This window comes from Flavobacterium sp. CHNK8 (assembly GCF_019774515.1).
In the GTDB taxonomy this organism is placed as follows: Bacteria; Bacteroidota; Bacteroidia; order Flavobacteriales; family Flavobacteriaceae; genus Flavobacterium; species Flavobacterium tiangeerense.
In genome coordinates this window covers 2,420,550-2,434,374 of the sequence record NZ_CP081492.1, presented here as the reverse complement: position 1 = coordinate 2,434,374, position 13,825 = coordinate 2,420,550, and the positions used below count along the sequence as shown (strand labels likewise).

At 34.8% G+C, this 13,825-nt stretch carries 12 protein-coding genes; 6 read left to right on the top strand and 6 right to left on the bottom strand.

Going from position 1 to position 13,825, the window contains the following annotated elements:
* Positions 1–9: 9 nt before the first annotated feature.
* Entirely contained in the window at positions 10–570 is a 561-nt protein-coding gene (locus K5V07_RS10435; RefSeq protein ID WP_221917442.1) for an AraC family transcriptional regulator, read from the bottom strand.
* Positions 571–1,056: 486 nt separating this feature from the next.
* On the opposite strand from K5V07_RS10435, the gene pyrF reads away from it, so the two are divergent.
* From pyrF to K5V07_RS10420, 3 genes are all read left to right on the top strand, one after another.
* Positions 1,057–1,875 carry an orotidine-5'-phosphate decarboxylase gene (gene pyrF, locus K5V07_RS10430; protein ID WP_221917441.1) on the top strand — a complete coding sequence of 273 codons (819 nt, stop codon included), beginning with the start codon at positions 1,057–1,059 and terminating at the stop codon, positions 1,873–1,875.
* Between the two features lie 54 nt (positions 1,876–1,929).
* Positions 1,930–2,733 carry an ABC transporter substrate-binding protein gene (locus K5V07_RS10425; protein ID WP_221917440.1) on the top strand — a complete coding sequence of 268 codons (804 nt, stop codon included), beginning with the start codon at positions 1,930–1,932 and terminating at the stop codon, positions 2,731–2,733.
* A 101-nt stretch (positions 2,734–2,834) separates the two neighbouring features.
* Positions 2,835–3,620, top strand: a complete 786-nt coding sequence (locus K5V07_RS10420) for an alpha/beta fold hydrolase (RefSeq protein WP_221917439.1) — start codon at positions 2,835–2,837, stop codon at positions 3,618–3,620.
* A 218-nt stretch (positions 3,621–3,838) separates the two neighbouring features.
* Here K5V07_RS10420 and purU read toward each other — a convergent pair whose 3' ends face one another.
* Both purU and K5V07_RS10410 read right to left on the bottom strand, forming a co-directional pair.
* Positions 3,839–4,693 carry a formyltetrahydrofolate deformylase gene (gene purU, locus K5V07_RS10415; protein WP_221917438.1) on the bottom strand — a complete coding sequence of 285 codons (855 nt, stop codon included), beginning with the start codon at positions 4,691–4,693 and terminating at the stop codon, positions 3,839–3,841.
* A 116-nt stretch (positions 4,694–4,809) separates the two neighbouring features.
* Positions 4,810–5,517 (bottom strand): DUF4197 domain-containing protein, encoded by a 708-nt coding sequence (locus K5V07_RS10410; protein ID WP_144892876.1) that lies wholly within the window; start codon positions 5,515–5,517, stop codon positions 4,810–4,812.
* Between the two features lie 279 nt (positions 5,518–5,796).
* Between K5V07_RS10410 and K5V07_RS10405 the strand changes: the two genes are divergently transcribed.
* Positions 5,797–9,249 carry a methylmalonyl-CoA mutase family protein gene (locus K5V07_RS10405; protein ID WP_221917437.1) on the top strand — a complete coding sequence of 1,151 codons (3,453 nt, stop codon included), beginning with the start codon at positions 5,797–5,799 and terminating at the stop codon, positions 9,247–9,249.
* A 179-nt stretch (positions 9,250–9,428) separates the two neighbouring features.
* Positions 9,429–10,295, top strand: a complete 867-nt coding sequence (locus tag K5V07_RS10400; protein WP_221917436.1) for an alpha/beta hydrolase family protein — start codon at positions 9,429–9,431, stop codon at positions 10,293–10,295.
* Positions 10,296–10,393: 98 nt separating this feature from the next.
* Here K5V07_RS10400 and K5V07_RS10395 read toward each other — a convergent pair whose 3' ends face one another.
* Positions 10,394–10,963 (bottom strand): DUF1543 domain-containing protein, encoded by a 570-nt coding sequence (locus K5V07_RS10395; protein WP_221917435.1) that lies wholly within the window; start codon positions 10,961–10,963, stop codon positions 10,394–10,396.
* An 85-nt stretch (positions 10,964–11,048) separates the two neighbouring features.
* On the opposite strand from K5V07_RS10395, the gene K5V07_RS10390 reads away from it, so the two are divergent.
* Complete coding sequence (locus K5V07_RS10390) at positions 11,049–11,540, top strand: hypothetical protein (protein WP_221917434.1); 492 nt, start codon at positions 11,049–11,051, stop codon at positions 11,538–11,540.
* Between the two features lie 56 nt (positions 11,541–11,596).
* Here the strand turns inward: K5V07_RS10390 and K5V07_RS10385 are convergent, their stop codons facing one another.
* Both K5V07_RS10385 and K5V07_RS10380 read right to left on the bottom strand, forming a co-directional pair.
* On the bottom strand, positions 11,597–12,544 hold the full coding sequence (locus tag K5V07_RS10385) for a TerC family protein (RefSeq protein WP_221917433.1): 948 nt from the start codon (positions 12,542–12,544) through the stop codon (positions 11,597–11,599).
* 158 nt (positions 12,545–12,702) lie between these two features.
* Positions 12,703–13,716, bottom strand: coding sequence for a glutamine synthetase beta-grasp domain-containing protein (locus K5V07_RS10380; protein WP_221917432.1), 1,014 nt, complete (start codon positions 13,714–13,716; stop codon positions 12,703–12,705).
* Positions 13,717–13,825: the final 109 nt, after the last annotated feature.

Sequence of the window (13,825 nt, the reverse complement as noted above, 5' to 3'; positions counted from 1 at the left end):
TATACTTTTTTAGTTGTTTTTTTGGACTACTTCTCTTCTTTTTTGAATGATTTTTTGAAATGCCGATGGTGTCATTCCTGTTGTATTTTTGAATTGTGTGCTTAAATGTGCTACACTGGAATAATTTAATTGAATCGAAATTTCAGTTAAGTTAAGTGAGGTTTTTATCATCAGGTTCTTTGCTAATTCTATTTTTTGAATAATAATAAAATTCTCAATAGAGGTATAGGTTACTTCTGAAAAAACATTCGATAAATAGGTATAATTCAAATTTAATTTTTCAGCAATATAGACCGAGCTTTTTATATTCAAAGCCTTATCCGTATGAACCATCTCTACAATAGCATCTTTTATTTTTTGTACCAGAACACTTTTTTGATTTTCAACAATATCAATACCATATTCATTAAAAATGGCGGTAAGCTCTTCCATTTTTGCCAAAGGTACTTTTTCTAAAAAATTAAATTCTCCAAAGCCTATGATATTGAACTTGTAACCCAAATCAGTTAGTTTTTCTTGGATGATTTTTTTTGTTAATTGTGCGTAATCAAACTTCAAATGTATCTTCATAAACTGTCAATTTACAGTAAAGATATAAAAAGGAACATTTGTTTTTTTAATACACGGTTTTCAAGATGTTTTTTTAGGTTTTTTTTTAGATCAAATAATATTTAGTAGTAACGTTTTTTCTTAGCTAATGGTATGGTTTTTAAAATATTGGAATGGGTGGTAACGACATCTTTATTATTTTAAGTACATTCTTTTAGATTGAACAATCGTTAATTTTATTTTTTATTTTGTAGGAAATTAATTTATTTCACACAAAGAAATGAAGCTATTATATATTTTTTTCAAAATTAAATTTACTCTTATATCTCGTAAAACATCTCGCTGTAAAAGAGAAAATTGAGCTTTGTTAAGGCTTATTACTTTTGACTTTCCTTTCCATGGTTAATTTATAGAGTCATCAGTTAAAGATTAAAATTTAATTTTTATTCTACGGTATGACATTATTTTATGTGGATGTTTGTAATTTTGCCACACAACTACTATAATATGACAACACAGCAATTAATCGATCAAATTAGAATTAAAAAATCATTCCTTTGCGTAGGACTTGATGTAGATTTAGATAAAATTCCAAAACATTTACTCGCTCTTGAAGATCCTATTTTTGAGTTCAACAAAGCCATTATTGATGCAACTCATGATTTAGTAGCGTCTTACAAGCCAAACACAGCTTTTTATGAGGCTTATGGTTTAAAGGGTTGGACTTCATTACAAAAAACTATTGAATACATCAATGAAAATTATCCAGATATTTTTACAATTGCCGATGCAAAACGTGGCGATATAGGAAATACATCTTCTATGTATGCCAAGGCTTTCTTTGAAGACTTAAAATTTGATAGTGTAACCGTTGCTCCGTATATGGGTAAAGATTCTGTTGAACCTTTTCTAGCTTTTGAGAATAAGCATACTATAATGCTAGCACTTACTTCAAATGAGGGTGCGTTTGATTTTCAAACGCTACAAACAAACCAGCAAGAATTGTACAAGCAGGTACTTGAAACTTCAAAAACTTGGAAAAATAGTTCTAATTTAATGTATGTGGTAGGCGCTACAAAAGCCGAATATTTTACTGAAGTTAGAAAGATTGTGCCGGATAGTTTTTTACTCGTTCCTGGAGTTGGTGCGCAGGGCGGAAGTCTCTCTGAGGTATGCAAATACGGGATGAATGACTCCATTGGACTACTCATTAACTCTTCTCGAGGGATAATTTATGCATCAAACGGAACTGATTTTGCCCAAAAAGCACGTGAACAAGCTTTAAAAATACAACAAGAGATGAATGCAATTCTTGATCTAAAGTAGTTAAGGATTGCGTTTGCTTGCTTTTATTCTATTCCATTTTACAAGAATCCATTCATGAAAACATACATTGACCAACTTGGTCGTTCCCATACGTTTGAGTCATCTCCAAAACGCATTATTTCGCTAGTTCCATCTCAAACAGAACTGCTGTATGATTTAGGTCTCGAGGAGAGAATAGTTGGTATTACAAAGTTTTGCGTGCATCCCTATCATTTCAAATCGACTAAGAAATCAGTAGGAGGCACTAAAAAAGTGCATTATGAAAAAATCCGATTGCTGCAACCGGATATTATCATTTGCAATAAAGAGGAAAACACTCAGGAAATAGTTGCCGAATTGCAAAAAATTGCTCCCGTTTGGGTCACAGATATCTGCACTATTGAAGACAATATCCAAATGATTAAAGATTTTGGACAGCTGTTTAATTGCCGTACCGAATCTCAAAAATGGATCGACAAATTGACTTTTGCCTGGAGCGATTTTAAAAAATTCATAGCTGATAAACCTACTTTAAGAGTTGCCTATTTTATTTGGAAAAACCCTTATATGGTAGCTGGTTCGGGAACTTTTATTGATGAATTATTACAATTAAATCACTTTGAAAATATATACTCAAACAAAGAGCGATACCCTGAAGTTGATATTACAAAAATACGTTCTGAGGGTGATCCCCAACTTGTCTTTTTGTCTTCGGAGCCGTTTCCTTTTACAGAGGAGCATGCTTTTGAAATAGGAATTCACACCCATCACGGCAAAACAATTTTTGTTGACGGCGAAATGTTTTCCTGGCATGGAAGCAGATTAGTCAAAGCTTTTGATTATTTCAAAAAAATCCATAATTCAATAGCAACAGTTTAGGCATTAGGTTTATTTTGATTTTACAACCCTATATTAATCAGGTTAGCATCAAACAGTGTTGAAATTTTAAATTAAAGTTCTATTTTTACAAAAAAAAAAACGTGATCAATTACACCATCTACGAGAATAAAAACACCAATCAGTGGGTTACTTTTGTCCACGGAGCAGGAGGAAGTTCGTCTATTTGGTTCAAACAAATTCGAGATTTCAAAAAGCAATACAATGTTTTGCTACTCGATTTGCGAGGTCATGGAGAATCTAAAACGACTCTAAAAACCGCTTTCAAACAAAAATATACTTTTTCGGCTTTGGCCAATGATATTCTCGAAGTCTTAGATCATTTACACATTAAAAAATCCCATTTTGTAGGCATATCATTAGGAACAATTTTAATCAGGCAACTCGCTGAAATGTATCCAGAACGGGTACAAAGCATGATTTTGGGTGGTGCCATTCTCAAAATGAATTTTCGCTCGCAAGTATTAATGCGCTTGGGGAATATGTTTAAATACGTGTTGCCTTATTTGGTTTTATACAAGTTCTTTGCATTTGTAATCATGCCAAAGAAAAGCCACAAACAATCTCGCTTACTGTTTATCAACGAAGCTAAAAAGTTGTACCAAAAAGAATTCATCAAGTGGTTCAAGCTTACAGCCGAAATCAATCCGGTTCTCAAATGGTTTCGTCAAGTTGAATTGAATATCCCTACTTTATATGTAATGGGTGAGGAAGATTATATGTTTTTACCATCAGTTCGTAAAGTGGTCGAGAGTCATAACAAATCCTCAAAACTTTTTGTAGTTGAAAATTCAGGTCATGTGGTCAACGTCGAGCAACCTAATATTTTTAATGAGGCTGTTCTTTCTTTCCTAAAAAATAAAAGGTAAAAAAAATGCCCGTACAAGTGCACGAGCAATTCTTTAACTAACCAAAACCAAAATAATAAATAACCAGTTTATTACTCTACAAAGGTCGTGAAGAACTCAACATTTCGTTGTTAAGATTTTGTTATTACTTTGTTGGACTTTAGTTAAGATTTTGGTAATCCAAAAGTATGATTTTTTTAAAATGCAAAAATTTGAAAATCAGTATTTTATTGCTTTTTTTACACAAACACAATCGTCTTATTATTATACACCATTGTTTTACGTTCGGCGTGCAATTTTATGGCTCTTGCCAATACTGTTCGTTCTAGGTCGCGCCCTTTTATGATATAATCATCAATAGAGTGACTGTGAGAAACTCGTGCTATATCTTGTTCAATAATAGGTCCTTCGTCTAATTCTTCGGTTACATAATGACTTGTAGCGCCAATGATTTTTACACCTCTTTTAAAAGCGGAGTGATACGGTTTAGCTCCCGGAAAGGCAGGTAAAAAAGAATGATGAATGTTGATGATCCGATTTTTAAATTGCGCAATAAGATTTGGAGTAATAATTTGCATGTAGCGCGCCAAAACAATAAAATCAATTTGGTATTGAAGGAGTAATTCCAATTGTTGTTTTTCGCCTACATCTTTTATCTCTTTCGTAAAAGGAACATGATAAAAAGGAATTCCAAATTGATGTGCTACTGCTTCTAAATCGTGGTGATTGCTAATAATTATTGCGATTTCAAGAGGCAATTCGCCCGCTCGATAACGACCCAAAATATCATACAAGCAATGGTCATATTTGGACACAAACAAAGCCATTTTAGGTTTGTCAGTTTGCAGGTACATTTCCCATGACATTTGGAATGGTGTAGCTATAACAGTTTGAAAATCGGCTTTTATAGCTTCAAGATTCCAATTTTCAGCTTTGAATTCACATTCAATACGCATGAAAAAAACATCTTCATCAGCATCTACATGCTGGTCTAAATAAACGATATTACCATCAATGGCGGCAATATAATTAGTAACAGTGGCAATAATTGCTTTTTGATCTGGGCAGTAAATTAGTATTGTAATTTTTTGCATGCGTTTTTCTTTTTAGGCCTCAAAATAGTAGAAGGCTATTATTTCAAAACTAATGGTATTTGTTGGTATAAAAAAATAGGATTTGGCCGTTTCTGTGATATAAAACAGCCAAATTTTTATTTTTTATCCTGCATAGCAAAAACTTTTTGTAGTAACACAGAGGTTCTGGAACTCAAATTAGTTCTAATATTCTTTTCCTCTACGGCAACCATTTTAAAAACACCTGTAAGCGCCTGCTTAGTCACATAATCCGTCAAGTCAGGATTAACTTTATTCACCAGCGGAATGCTGTTGTATTTTGTTATAATGTTGGCCCACACTTTATCCGCACCTACTTTTGTAAATGAGTTTTTAATTACAGGATTAAATTTCCCGTACAAAGCCGTTGAAGTACTGTTTTGTAAATACGATGTTGCCGCATTTTGATTGCCTAACAAAATAGTTTTGGCATCCGTAATAGTCATATTTCTCACTGCGTCTACAAATATAGGTGTGGCCTCTTTTACAGCATCTTCGGCAGCGCGGTTCAATACTTTTAAACCTTCGTCGGCAAGGGAACTGAGTCCTATTTTGCGCAAGCCAGTATCTACTTTTCGCAATTCTTCTGGCAATAAAATTTTAACAGCTTCATTGCGATAAAAACCATCAGTTGCCGTTAGTTTTGTAACTTGTTTCGAAATTCCGTTGTTTAATGCTTCCTTTAAACCACCAGCAATATCAATGCCTCCAATGCCTTGCGTTTGCGGAAATTGATTCATTACTTGTTGCATTTCGGCACAACCAGAAAGGGAAATCGCCGCGATCAGTACTACAATCTTCTTCATCTTAAATAGGGTATTCGTTAGTGCGCCATTTGGCATTTGTAAAAATACGACTTATTCAAAAATAAAGCCAAACTTTTCAATAGGAGCACCCATTTTGTGCATTCATGAAAATTTGTCCCGCTTTTCGCTGTATCCTCGCTCCAAAAAAGCGAGGGATGCCGCTGCAATCGGGGCTAGATTAGAAAATTCTTCTATAAATGTGAATAACATCGGTTAACTTCAAATAGCTTTTTTAAAATAAAATTGTAAATTGCAGGCTTAAATTATCATATTCATAAAATGGAACAACAAATACCATATATCCCTAACAATAAAGTAAGAATTGTAACAGCAGCAGCTCTTTTTGATGGTCACGATGCAGCAATCAACATCATGCGTAGGATTATTCAATCTACAGGTGTGGAGGTGATTCACTTAGGTCATGACCGAAGTGTAGAAGAAGTTGTAAATACAGCAATTCAAGAAGATGCTAATGCTATTGCCATCACTTCTTATCAAGGTGGTCATAATGAGTACTTTAAATATATGTATGATTTGCTTCAAGAAAAAGGAGCGGGTCAAATAAAAATTTTTGGTGGTGGAGGCGGAGTGATTTTGCCTACTGAAATTGCTGAACTTCAAGCTTACGGTATTACCCGTATTTACGCTCCAGATGATGGACGCGCGATGGGATTACAAGGAATGATTAACGACTTGGTTCAAAAATCTGATTTTCCTACTGGAGATAAACTGACCAATGAAGTGGAGCAATTGGAGGCTAAAAATCCAACAGCGCTAGCCCGAATCATATCTGCGGCAGAGAATTTCCCTGATGTTGCAGCTAAAACATTGGAACTTATCCAAAAAAAGAATGAAAATTGTAAAACACCAGTACTAGGAATTACAGGTACGGGTGGTGCAGGAAAATCATCTTTAGTTGATGAATTAGTACGTCGATTCTTGATTGATTTTCCTGAAAAAACAATCGGATTAATCTCTGTAGATCCATCTAAAAGAAAAACGGGTGGAGCACTTCTGGGTGATAGAATCCGAATGAATGCCATCAATAATCCACGTGTATACATGCGTTCATTAGCTACACGTCAGTCTAATTTGGCTTTGTCAAAATATGTTGCTGATGCCATTCAAGTCATCAAAGCGGCAAACTATGATATTATTATTCTTGAAACTTCAGGAATCGGTCAGTCTGATACTGAGATTATGGACCACTCTGATGTTTCTTTGTACGTTATGACTCCAGAGTTTGGTGCGGCAACTCAATTGGAAAAAATTGACATGCTTGATTTTGCTGATTTGGTAGCGATAAATAAATTTGACAAACGCGGTTCTTTAGATGCGTTGCGTGATGTAAAAAAACAATATCAGCGCAACCATAACCTCTGGGATGCTGATTTAGATACGCTACCTGTTTTCGGGACTATTGCTTCTCAGTTTAACGATCCAGGGATGAATACGCTGTACAAAGCGATCATGGATAAAGTGCATGAAAAAACAAATTCTGATTTGAAATCTACGTTTCAAATTACCCGCGAAATGAGTGAGAAAATTTTCGTTATTCCGCCGCACAGAACCCGTTACTTATCTGAAATTGCTGAAAGTAACCGCAAATATGATGTGACTGCGTTGAGCCAAGAACAAGTAGCTCAAAAATTATATGGTATTTATAAAACCATTGAAACGGTTGCTAATAAAACACCAGAGCTGAACAAAGCAGGAATCAATGATGATTCCGTTTTGCCAACAGCTGTAGAACTTGAAAAAGTTGGGATTGCCGAAGATAAAATATTTCTAAATCTTTTACTGACTCAGTTTGAAAAAGTAAAAATGGATTTAGATCCTTACAACTGGGAGATTATTTTAACTTGGGACGAAAAAGTAAACAAGTATAAAAATCCTGTTTATACGTTTAAAGTACGTGATCGCGAAATTAAAATGGCTACCCATACCGAGTCATTATCGCATTCACAAATTCCGAAAATTGCTTTGCCAAAGTACAAAGCTTGGGGTGATATTTTACGTTGGTGTTTACAGGAAAATGTTCCTGGAGAATTTCCTTTTACTGCAGGTTTATATCCTTTCAAACGTGAAGGAGAAGATCCTTCTAGAATGTTTGCTGGTGAAGGTGGACCAGAAAGAACCAACAAACGTTTTCATTATGTAAGTGCAGGATTGCCAGCAAAAAGGCTTTCTACGGCCTTTGATAGTGTGACTTTGTATGGTAATGATCCGCATGTGCGTCCAGATATTTATGGAAAAATTGGTAATGCCGGAGTTTCTATTTGTTGTCTAGATGATGCTAAAAAGTTGTATTCAGGTTTTGATTTAGTTCATGCAATGACTTCGGTTAGTATGACAATCAACGGACCAGCTCCGATGCTGCTTGGTTTTTTTATGAATGCTGCAATCGATCAGCAGTGCGAAATTTACATCAAAGAAAATAACCTCGAAGTTGAAGTTGCCGCTCAAATCAAAGCTATTTACAAGCAAAAAGGGGTAGAAAGACCACAATACCAAGGTGATTTACCTGCAGGGAATAATGGTTTAGGGTTACTTCTTTTGGGAGTTACAGGAGATCAGGTTTTGCCTATGGAAATTTACAATGATATTAAAGCAAGAACCTTATCACAAGTGCGTGGAACAGTGCAGGCTGATATTTTAAAAGAAGATCAAGCTCAAAACACCTGTATTTTCTCTACAGAATTCGCTTTGCGTTTAATGGGTGACGTTCAGGAATACTTTATTACTAAAAACGTTAGAAACTTTTATTCGGTTTCTATCTCAGGATATCACATTGCCGAGGCTGGTGCAAACCCAATTACACAATTGGCTTTTACCCTTTCTAATGGATTCACTTATGTGGAATATTATTTGAGCCGTGGCATGAACATCAATGATTTTGGGCCTAATTTATCGTTCTTCTTTTCGAATGGGGTAGATCCAGAATATGCTGTAATAGGTCGTGTAGCGCGTAAAATTTGGGCGAAAGCCATGAAAACAAAATATGGTGCTAATGAAAGAGCGCAAATGTTGAAATACCACATTCAAACTTCTGGTCGTTCGTTGCATGCACAAGAAATTGATTTCAATGATATTCGTACCACTTTGCAAGCTTTGTACGCTATTTATGACAACTGTAACTCATTACATACCAATGCGTATGACGAAGCTATTACGACACCTACGGAAGAAAGTGTGCGTCGTGCCATGGCGATTCAGTTGATTATCAATAAGGAATTAGGTCTAGCCAAAAATGAAAACCCAATTCAAGGTGCTTTTATTATCGAAGAATTAACAGATCTTGTTGAAGCTGCGGTATTACTAGAATTTGATAGAATTACCGAGCGTGGTGGCGTTCTTGGTGCTATGGAAACAATGTATCAGCGTAGTAAAATTCAAGAAGAAAGTTTGTATTATGAAACCTTAAAACATACCGGTGAATTCCCAATTGTGGGTGTGAACACCTTCTTGAGTTCTAAAGGATCTCCAACAGTAATTCCAGCTGAAGTGATTCGTGCTACCGAAGAAGAGAAACAATACCAGATTGATATGTTGAATAATCTTCACCAATCTAACCAAGATAAGGTGAATGCACAACTGAATAGCATTCAAGAAGCGGCTATTAAAAATGAAAATCTATTTGAACACTTGATGGAAGCAACAAAGGTTTGTTCTTTAGGACAAATTACGGCGGCCTTGTTTGAAGTAGGTGGTCAGTACAGACGCAATATGTAGTCAAAAATTTTCTTTTTGTACCAAATTAAATCAGATAGTCACTGATTGAAATATTGCCTGCAATGAGAATATAAATATTTAAAAGGCCTTTCATCACTGAAAGGCCTTTGTTTTTTTTGGGAAACTAAACTACTTCAAATGAAAGGAATGTGTTATATTTAGGCATTAAACTAAAAACTATGAAAAAAAATCTATTGTTATTGATTTTCTGTCTGTTGGTGTGTACTATAACTACTTATGCAGCAAAGGTAGATACGCTACAAATTCCTAGTGTTGCGATGAATAAAACATATAAAGCAGCAGTTGTTGTGCCCAATTCGTATGTAAAAAGCAAACTAAATTATCCTGTTTTGTATTTATTGCACGGTGCTTACGGGCATTTTAACGATTGGTTGTCTAAAACTCCTGATAAGAATCTGGTGAGCAATTTGGCTGATCAGTACAATGTTATTATTGTGATGCCAGAAGGAGAAACCTTTAGTTTTTACTTGGATAGTCCCGTAAATAAAGGCAGTCAGTTCGAAACGTACCTTACTAAAGAAGTTATTCAAAGAATAGATCAAACGTATAGAACAGTCGCTGATAAGAAAGGTCGTGTCATCTCTGGTCTTTCCATGGGCGGACACGGAGCGTTGTATTTATCGACCAAGCATCCTGAATTGTACAGTGCAGTTGGCAGTATGAGTGGAGCTGTGGATATGGGCAGCATGATTACTCCTGAAAGCAAGGAAAAAATTACTAAATTAATGGAGCCAGTATTTGGTCCTGAAGGAGTTCCGCAAGAAGTTTATGCAGCGAATGCTGTTTTGAATATGGTTGATAAAATGAAAACCAACAAACTGGCTGCAATTATTGATTGTGGAGTGGATGATTTTTTAATTGAGTCAAACAGAGAATTACACCGCAGATTGGTTTATTCCAAAGTAGCTCATGAATATACAGAACGTCCCGGCGCACATACGTGGGAGTATTGGGAAAATGCTTTGCCATCGCATTTGTTGTTTTTTCATACCGTTTTAAAGAATAATGGAGTTTTAGTACCATAAATACTTTTGGTTTTTAATCGAAAAAGGCCTTTCAGTTGTTTCTGAAAGGCCTTTTGTTTGGAGGATGAAATAAAAAAGGAATCGAATTATTCTAAGTGTTATTTCAAACTTCCTATTTTTACATAACCAATGTGTAAAATATCTTCTTCCAAAGTACTTTCAGCTTTCGTGATCTCTAAACCATAAAGCAATTTGGATGCTGCTGGGAGCATATCGTCCACACGATATAAATCGTCGACATCTACGCCGTATTTTTCATCCAAATGTGATTCGGCTCCTTTAAAACCACAATGTTTGTAAAAAGCTGTTGTTTTAGATTTTTTTGTTGCTAATCCTAACGTTTTCGTGACGGCAAGCATTTTATAATGGTATTCCTCGAACTCGTTTTGTTTGTATCCTCCTAAATTTAGGAAAAAAAGTTTTTCGGGAGTCTCTTCGCTAAGAGATGCTCTAGGAATAACTTTGATATGAAAATTATTGACAGCGGTGACTTCGCGCCAAGCATCAATATGAATTTTGCCTTTTGCTTCAGGCCAAAAAGCTTTCATTTGAGGTACTAATTCTTTTAAGGAACTTCCAATTCCTAAAAAAATATCATGCTGTTCTGTAAATCGTCCAGCTGGCTTGCAGCCTAGCATAATCATGTATAATTTGAGTTTTTTATCCATATATCAAATGTACATTTTTTTAAAAAATAAATTTTGGCACAGTTCGTGAATAGAATTAAAAATAACAACTAAAATTTATATAACCATGAAAAATATTACTCTATTTTTAGCATTCATCGGGATGATGACACTACAAAGTTGCGAAGTTACAGAAGTATATGACGAAGGTCCAAGGACTGAAGTTTTTGAAGTAACAACCTCGTTTGGGTCTGTAAATAATTATAGTAGAATCATAGATTTTGATAGACCAATAGGTTCATTTGACTCGGTTTTAGTATATCATTTATTTGATGTAGTTAATGGTGATGATGTGTGGAGGTTGATGCCTCAAACGTATTACTTAGATAACGGCAGAGAGCTAGATTATAACTTTGATTACACTAGGTTTAATGTGAATGTGTTTTTAACATCAAATTTTAATTTGAATACTTTATCATCAGATTGGACTATAAACCAGACTTTTAAAATAGTAATTATTCCTGATGGATTTGCGAAAACAGTAAATAAGAATGATATTAACGCAGTCATGTCAGCCCTAAAAGTACAGCAAAGCGATGTTAAAAAGATCACTTTGTAATTTAAAAAAAAAGGAAATCTTTCGATTTCCTTTTTTTATGATCAACAAATAATGTTTTATACTTCGGTTTCTTTGTTTTTGTATAATGAAACTCCAATACCAATTAGAAGCGCAACTGCAATAAAAGCAAGCGAAGCCCATTCTGGTAATTTAATAAAGTCGTGCAGTAACATTTTCAATCCTACAAAGCTTAAAATAGCAATAAGACTGTATTCTAGATAGCTGAATTTTGCAAGCATATTTGCTAAAAAAAAGTACATAGATCGCAATCCTAGTATGGCAAAAATATTAGAACTAAAAACAAGAAAAGGATCGTTTGTAATAGCAAGAATTGCGGGTACGCTATCAATTGCAAATACTACATCCATAACTTCAATTACAATAAGCGATACAAATAATGGGGTTGCAGCTGTAATGTGTCTTCTTTTTACAAAAAAATGTTCTTTGTCAATGTGATTAGAAATTGGTATAACTTTTTTTAATGCCTTGTAAACAAAAGATTTTTTAGGTTGAAATTGTTCGTCCTCACCGCTAAACAACATCTTCATTGCGGTATAAATTAGGAATGCACCAAAAATATAGGTCATCCATGAAAATTTATTAATCAGCATCACACCAAAGAAGATCATCAAGCCTCTAAAAATAATAGCGCCTAAGATACCCCAAAACAAAACGCGGTGTTGGTATTTTTGAGGGATTTTGAAAGCTGCAAAAATAATTGCAATTACAAAAATGTTGTCAATACTTAATGACAACTCTATTAAGTAACCCGTTATGAATTTAATAGCAGCAGCACTTGGTTTTAGTGAGTCTGGATTTGCTATGTAATTTGTTGAGTACAACCAGTACACTACTCCAGAAAATAAAAACGACAATGTAACCCATATTGCGGTCCATTTCCCAGCTTCTTTTGAGCTAATGATATGTGGGTTTTTATTAAATACTCCCAAGTCTAATGCTAGAAAAATTAGAACTGCTACTAAGAAAGAGATCCAAACAATCATAAAAGTTATTTTAAAATGTAGCGCAAAGATACTTCGAGAATCTTGAAACAAGAAGGTTATTAGAAATAAAGTTAAGAGAGTAAATCTTTCAAGTTGGTGAAAAAAAAATGCCTTCGTTATGGAAGGCATTTTGATTCAAAAAAATATAGTATTCAAAATTACAAAGCAGAATTTACTGTTTGTATAATTCTAGCAGCAATTTTGTATGGGTCACCGTTTGAAGCTGGTCTACGATCTTCAAGCCATCCTTTCCATCCTTTTTGAACAGTCATTAAAGGAATACGAATAGAACAACCTCTATCAGACACTCCGTAAGAGAAATCGTGAATTGAAGCTGTTTCGTGCTTACCTGTTAAACGCAAGTCATTGTAAGCGCCATATACTGCAATGTGTTCAGCTGTTACAGGTCTAAAAGCTTCACATATTTTTTCATAAATTTCTTGAGAACCACATGTTCTTAAAACTTCGTTAGAGAAGTTAGCATGCATTCCAGATCCATTCCAATCTGTATCTCCCAGCGGTTTTGGGTGGTATTCAATATAATACCCGTATTTTTCAGTCAAACGATCCAATAAGTAACGTGCTACCCAAATTTCGTCCCCTGCTTTTTTTGCACCTTGAGCAAACAATTGAAATTCCCATTGGCCACAAGCCACTTCTTGATTGATTCCTTCAAAGTTGATTCCAGCTGCTATACAAAGGTCTGCATGTTCTTCAACAAGTGCTCTTCCGTGGGTGTTTTTTCCACCTACTGAGCAGTAGTACATTCCTTGTGGTGCTGGATAACCTCCAATTGGGAAACCTAAAGGCAATAAAGTTTTGGTATCCATAATAAAGTACTCTTGCTCAAATCCAAACCAAAAATCACCATCATCATCAATAGTTGCTCTTCCGTTTGAAGCATGAGGCGTGCCGTCAGCATTCATAACTTCGGTCATAACAAGATATCCATTAATACGAGTAGGATCAGGATAGATTGCTACTGGTACCAATAAACAATCAGACGAACCGCCTTCGGCTTGTCTAGTAGATGAACCATCAAAGGACCAATTTCCAAGTTCTGCTAGTGTACCTTGAAAGTTTTCATGCTCTTCAACTTTTGTTTTACTTCTAAGATTTTGTGTTGGTTCATAACCATCTAACCAAATGTACTCTAATTTTATTTTTGCCATGACATTATAAATTACTTCGTGATTATTAATGGTACAAAAGTATAATTTTTTTCTACACCATATAATTTAGGGGGTTATTTTTTGTAAATTTATATTCTGTTTTTTAAAA

Bases quoted from the DNA above. Each gene is read 5' to 3' on its own strand.
- K5V07_RS10435 (WP_221917442.1), bottom strand. From the start codon at position 570: ATGAAGATACATTTGAAGTTTGATTACGCACAATTAACAAAAAAAATC.
- pyrF (WP_221917441.1), top strand. From the start codon at position 1,057: ATGACAACACAGCAATTAATCGATCAAATTAGAATTAAAAAATCATTC.
- K5V07_RS10425 (WP_221917440.1), top strand. From the start codon at position 1,930: ATGAAAACATACATTGACCAACTTGGTCGTTCCCATACGTTTGAGTCA.
- purU (WP_221917438.1), bottom strand. From the start codon at position 4,693: ATGCAAAAAATTACAATACTAATTTACTGCCCAGATCAAAAAGCAATT.
- K5V07_RS10410 (WP_144892876.1), bottom strand. From the start codon at position 5,517: ATGAAGAAGATTGTAGTACTGATCGCGGCGATTTCCCTTTCTGGTTGT.
- K5V07_RS10405 (WP_221917437.1), top strand. From the start codon at position 5,797: ATGGAACAACAAATACCATATATCCCTAACAATAAAGTAAGAATTGTA.
- K5V07_RS10400 (WP_221917436.1), top strand. From the start codon at position 9,429: ATGAAAAAAAATCTATTGTTATTGATTTTCTGTCTGTTGGTGTGTACT.
- K5V07_RS10395 (WP_221917435.1), bottom strand. From the start codon at position 10,963: ATGGATAAAAAACTCAAATTATACATGATTATGCTAGGCTGCAAGCCA.
- K5V07_RS10390 (WP_221917434.1), top strand. From the start codon at position 11,049: ATGAAAAATATTACTCTATTTTTAGCATTCATCGGGATGATGACACTA.
- K5V07_RS10385 (WP_221917433.1), bottom strand. From the start codon at position 12,544: ATGATTGTTTGGATCTCTTTCTTAGTAGCAGTTCTAATTTTTCTAGCA.
- K5V07_RS10380 (WP_221917432.1), bottom strand. From the start codon at position 13,716: ATGGCAAAAATAAAATTAGAGTACATTTGGTTAGATGGTTATGAACCA.